The following is a 5,158-nucleotide window of genomic DNA, read 5'->3' as shown; positions in this document are numbered from 1 at the left end:
CAAAAATCATCAAAAACCACCTCGGTCTGCCTAATTATTGAGCAACTCAAGGATTGGGGGCGCGAGCAGCGGTTCAACTCCGACAGGCTGCTAGAGCGCTTGGCCGAACATGGGCGCGACCGCGCGCACGATCTTGCGGGCATTCGCATGCTGGTCACTCAGGTTGGTGAACACGATGATGGTCAGCTTCTGATCCGGGTAGCGCATGAAGTCGGTGACGTAACCGGGCATGCCGCCGGAGTGGTACACCCAGCGCTTCCCGTTCTGGGTCCGCAGCTGCCAGCCCAACCCGTAGTAGATGTCGGAACTGTCGGCATTGGCCGCCTGCACCAGGGCGTTATTGGTCCACATCAGGGCCAGGGTCGATTGCTTGAGTATCTTGTCGGTGTACAGCGCAGCATCCCACTTCGCCATGTCCGTGGCACTAAGCTCGATCCCGCTCGCTGCCATGCCCAGGTAGACCGACATCGCGTCGGTAGTGACAAACGGGACATGTTTTCCGTCTTTGAGCTCGTACCCGATGGCGCTGTCCGCGCGCGCCGGTTTTGGCGCGACGAGACGCGCGCTGTGCATGCCCAGCGGCGTGAACACCCGCTCTTTCAAGAAATCGAAATAGCCCTTGCCGGTGACCCTGCGCACGACGATACCGAGAATATCGTAGCCGACATTGCAGTACCGGTACTTGGTGCCCGGCTCCCAGCTCAGGGAATATGCCCTGAACCTGGCCAGCATGTCGTCCTCTCCCAGGATTCTGTTGGCAAAAATATCCGCAAAGGTCTTATCGTCCGGGTATTCGGGCAGGCCGGAAGTGTGGTTCAGCAGGTGCCGAATGGTGATGCCGCTCCAATTCGGCGGCACCGCCCCGATGAATTTGTCGAGCTTGTCGTCGAGCGATATCTTGCCCTCCTCTACCAGCAGCATGATGGCGGTGGCGGCGAACGACTTGCTGATCGAGCCGATTTCGAAGCGGTCCTCCGGTTTCACCGGACGCGCCGCCTCCCGGTCGGCGTAGCCATATCCCTTGCCGTAGACAACGGTGCCGTCCCGGACCACCACCAGCGTAATGCCGGGAATGCGCTGCTCGACCAGTTGCGCCTGCATGTACTGGTCCACCTCGGGCTGCGTCGTTTGCGTGACGCCCGCCGCCAGCGTGGTCGCCGGCGCCAGCACGACATCGTCGGCTGGCGGCGCAGCGCCGCCCCCGCCGCCGCAGGAGGCCAACAGGCTCGTGGCCAGCGCCGCGATGAACAAGGCGCGCCTATTCATGGATGGTTCCGATCGCGACCGGTTTCACGAGCGTGAGCACGACGCCGTCGCGCGGCCAATCGGCAAAACGGCAGATGGCGATCTTGTTGATATTCATAGTCTGGTCCTCGAATGCGTGTCCGTCGGTGACGGCGATGGTGAGTGGAGCGGCACCGGCCATGTCGCGAAACATGACACCGGGCGCATGTGTATGGCGCATGAACGGTTCCCTAAAATTATCGCCTCGATAGCGAGGTGGCAGAGAATCGTAATGCGGCAAACAGCAGGACGGGGACAAAAGGGATTAACGAGGGCGCAGACACGAAGGAGGCCCCGAATTCGGGAATGAAGCCGGGTTCGAGTTGTGGCGCGAGGCCTCGGCTGCCTTGCACGCTCAACCCGTGGCGCCTTAATTGTTGGGCTTTCGAAAGCCGATTGCGATACCGAGAACAAGTCCGGCCGTATGTGCCCAGTTGGCGATTGGTCCGAGAAGTCCGGTCCAGCAAAGAATGTACCAACCGAACATCATGATGACCGTTTGCTGATGAAGCGCGAGACCACTATGCGGATTTCTCCGCCCGCTTATCCAGACGTAACCAAGCATGCCGTAAACCACTCCCGACATGCCGCCAAAAAATTGGGAGCCTCCGATGATGTACTGTGCGATATTTGACGCGATCCCGACCGACAGGACAAATCCAACAAAGAATGGACGGCCCTTTGTTCGTTCCATAATCGATCCAAGGTCCCATAGCCACAACATATTAAACAAAATATGCATCAGGCCGAAGTGAATAAAGATCGGGGTCAATAGACGCCATACTTGGCCAGCAAAGACATCCTGGAATCCCTGGCTGCCTGGGTCAGCGATCAACCACGGGCTCAGTACAGAGGGCGACGAACCGAGATTCGAGAGCACCGACATGGCGACGCTTACCACGATCAAGGCTGTTGTGATTGGAAGAAATCGGCTGAGAATGGGCATTTGTTGCAGACCTCGGTTAGAAATTTCTGCTGGTGATAAGTGACTTGGACGGCACGGGGACTGTGCCGACATTAGGACAGGGCTTGTGCCGTAGTCCTGCATTAGCCAGCCTCATTCTTGCTCGTCGTGCTATCGCCGTTGCACGCGAGCTTGCAGGCGGCGCGAGCACCACCCCATCTGACAAGGGCCTCGATTTGCGGTTTGTTATTTTTTAGACGCGTGTTGACTGCAACGGCATCTTCTTAACGGCGCCACTAGCCGTCGGCGGCTGTGGGCCAAAATCCCTGTCGCGATGGACCTAAATCCTTGTCGCGATTGATAGACATATCCACTCACAAGGACCTTCCGCTTTTCTGGCGTCGTTGACTATAAGGGGAAGCGGGTATGGCGCCCGCCAACATGGCCTCCAGCACCAAGCCGGGTACGGCCATGCGCCGCAAAGTGATTACTCCCAGTCTTCCCCCACCGGCTGCGCCTTCGGCTGGTGCCTGCCCGCTGGCGCGGCGCGCGCCCGCAGGACTTCCTGCCCCGGTTCGGCTTCGGGCCCGGCCGCCGGCGGCGGCGCCACCCTGGCGTGCCTGGCCGGAGCGGCGTGCGCGGCGGCGCGGCGCGGCGGCGGCGCAACGGCCTGCGGCATCTCGATTTCGTCGAGCTTGAACACGCCGACCACAGCGGCCAAGCGGGCCGCCTGGTCTTGCAGCGACTTGGCGGCGGCGGCGGCCTGCTCGACCAGCGCGGCATTCTGCTGGGTGGTATCGTCCATCGACGTGATCGACTGGTTGATCTGGCCTATGCCCTGGCTCTGCTCGTAACTGGCGGCGGCGATCTCGCTCATCAGCTCGGCCACCTGCTTGACCGAGGAGACGATCAGGACCATGGTCTTGCCGGCCTCGTCGACCAGCCGGCTGCCCGCATCGACCTTGTCGACCGAATCTCCGATCAGGGTCTTGATTTCCTTGGCGGCGGCGGCGCTGCGCTGGGCCAGATTGCGCACCTCACTGGCGACGACCGCAAAGCCGCGCCCCTGTTCGCCGGCGCGCGCCGCCTCAACCGCGGCGTTGAGCGCCAGGATATTGGTCTGGAAAGCGATGCCGTCGATGACGCTGATGATGTCGGATATCTTGCGCGAGCTTTCGGTGATCGAGCCCATCGTGCTGACCACCTGGCCCACCACCTCGCCCCCCTTGCCCGCATGGGCCGAGGCGGCCGTAACGAGCTCGTTGGCCTGGCTGGCGTTTTCGGCGTTCTGCTTGACGGTCGCGGTGAGCTCCTCCATGGCGGCGGCGGTTTGCTCCAGGCTCGATGCCTGGGCCTCGGTCCGGCTCGACAGATCCATGTTGCCGGTCGCAATTTCGCCGGAGGCCGACGCGATGGTCGTGATACTGCTGCGCACTACGCTGACGGTGCGTTGCAGGGCCTGCTCCCCCTGCTTGAGTTTCTCGCGCGTGTTGCGCAGTTGCTGGTTTCGGCTGTACGAGGTATTGCCGATGCTGATCAGGTAGATTGAGGTGCCGATCAGGCAGATGGCGATGGTCGGCCATCCGGTGTCCGGCTGAAAACCGAAGCCGAACAGCATGACCGACAACAGCGCCCCGGGCGTGAAGGCGAAAAGGGAACGCAATGCGCCCTTCCAGCCGGAGGTCATGGTGAGGTTCAGTGATACCCCGACCCACATGGCAAAGGTCGGCCACAGGGGGAAATGCAGGGCCGCGACCCACATGCCGAACAGAAAACAATCGAGCAGCATGTGATTGTGTTCGGCTTTTTGCGGATCGGCGGTATGGATCGCGCGCCAGTAAAGCACATGCGGATACACCAAGAACTGCAGCGCCAGCAGCAGCCACGTCCAAGTGCCGGCGTCCACCGTGTACAGGTGCAGGGCAAGGGCGATAAAGGAGCCGGCAAAGGACGCCGTGCGCATGCGATAGTTGGTCCGCACCATCCAGTGGGAACGTTTGCCGGCTTCAGCAGGGGTGCGGGTGTTGTCCATGGGAACTAGTCTAGCATGGGATTAACTGCATTGCTCGCTCATGCAATCGAAAGCGCAATTTGCAACACCCCCCCTTCAAATCGCGTTCCATCACGTCCAGGCGCCTAGTGGCCGTTGACGTCGTTGTTTCTAGTATTTACTGAGCCCAGCAGGACCCAGAGCCAGCGTGGAGTCAAGCGATCAAGCAGTGCCTCAGCACCTTCGATGAGCTGGTCGTTGACGGGCCGGGCTGCGATTGCCAGAGGGAGAAGTAAAGTTCGGATTTTTCGATGGCCATTTACTGCATTAGCTTTGGCTGAATGTGTCCTGTATCGCTTAGTGCGGTTAGTGGTACTTTAGCGCATAACATTCCTTGCTAGTCAAAGCCAAGTCAAAGCCCACATCGCCGGTAAATTTGGCACCGGGACACGCCAGACATCCACAAACTTGATAAAAATTCACATCGACGCGTAGAATATTTCGAGTAAATCAATGGTGATCACCGGCCCAAGAGAAATATTGCATGCCAAAGATAGAAACTGAGCTCGACCAATTGCGCGCTGAAAACAGCATGCTCAAGAGCCTGCTCGCACAAAACGGAATAGACGTCCCGCAGCGCGTCGTCGTCGAGGATACCGCGACCGCTGTCGCTCGTCCAATCGCCAACCCACTGTCACCTGACGCAAAGGTTAAGTTATTCCGCCGCTTGTTTCAGGGAAGGAATGACGTCTATCCTATCCGATGGCAGAGCCCCAATACCGGCAAGAACGGATACTCGCCCGTGTGCGCCAACGAATGGCGGAATGGGGTTTGTGACAAGCCACGAATCAAGTGCGGAGATTGCAACAATAGCCTGTATGTGCCTGTGACCGACAACGTCATTTTCCGCCATCTCAAAGGCGAAATCACGGCAGGCGTATATCCGCTGCTCCCGGGTGCGTATTTCGGACGAACGTGAC

The 5,158-nt window shown here is 59.7% G+C and carries 5 protein-coding genes; 1 reads left to right on the top strand and 4 read right to left on the bottom strand.

The features are described 5' to 3' along the window. Nucleotides 1–90: 90 nt before the first annotated feature. The 4 genes from C7C56_RS09795 to C7C56_RS30465 form a co-directional block, all read right to left on the bottom strand. Nucleotides 91–1,266 carry a serine hydrolase domain-containing protein gene (locus C7C56_RS09795; protein WP_106757248.1) on the bottom strand — a complete coding sequence of 392 codons (1,176 nt, stop codon included), beginning with the start codon at nt 1,264–1,266 and terminating at the stop codon, nt 91–93. Beyond that, nucleotides 1,259–1,465, bottom strand: coding sequence for a hypothetical protein (locus C7C56_RS09790; protein WP_109246566.1), 207 nt, complete (start codon nt 1,463–1,465; stop codon nt 1,259–1,261). Before C7C56_RS09790 ends, C7C56_RS09795 begins: the two co-directional genes overlap by 8 nt. Nucleotides 1,466–1,654: 189 nt before the next feature. Beyond that, nucleotides 1,655–2,230: a rhomboid family intramembrane serine protease gene (locus tag C7C56_RS09785; RefSeq protein WP_181373104.1), complete on the bottom strand. Its 576-nt coding sequence runs from the start codon at nt 2,228–2,230 to the stop codon at nt 1,655–1,657. A 445-nt stretch (nt 2,231–2,675) separates the two neighbouring features. After that, complete coding sequence (locus C7C56_RS30465; RefSeq protein ID WP_106757246.1) at nt 2,676–4,220, bottom strand: methyl-accepting chemotaxis protein; 1,545 nt, start codon at nt 4,218–4,220, stop codon at nt 2,676–2,678. Between the two features lie 502 nt (nt 4,221–4,722). Between C7C56_RS30465 and C7C56_RS28085 the strand changes: the two genes are divergently transcribed. After that, entirely contained in the window at nt 4,723–5,157 is a 435-nt protein-coding gene (locus tag C7C56_RS28085; protein ID WP_146204384.1) for a TOTE conflict system archaeo-eukaryotic primase domain-containing protein, read from the top strand. Nucleotide 5,158: the final 1 nt, after the last annotated feature.

The sequence above is a fragment of the Massilia glaciei genome (assembly GCF_003011895.2).
Classification (GTDB): domain Bacteria; phylum Pseudomonadota; class Gammaproteobacteria; order Burkholderiales; family Burkholderiaceae_D; genus Telluria_A; species Telluria_A glaciei.
This window is presented reverse-complemented; position numbering and strand designations above follow the sequence as displayed.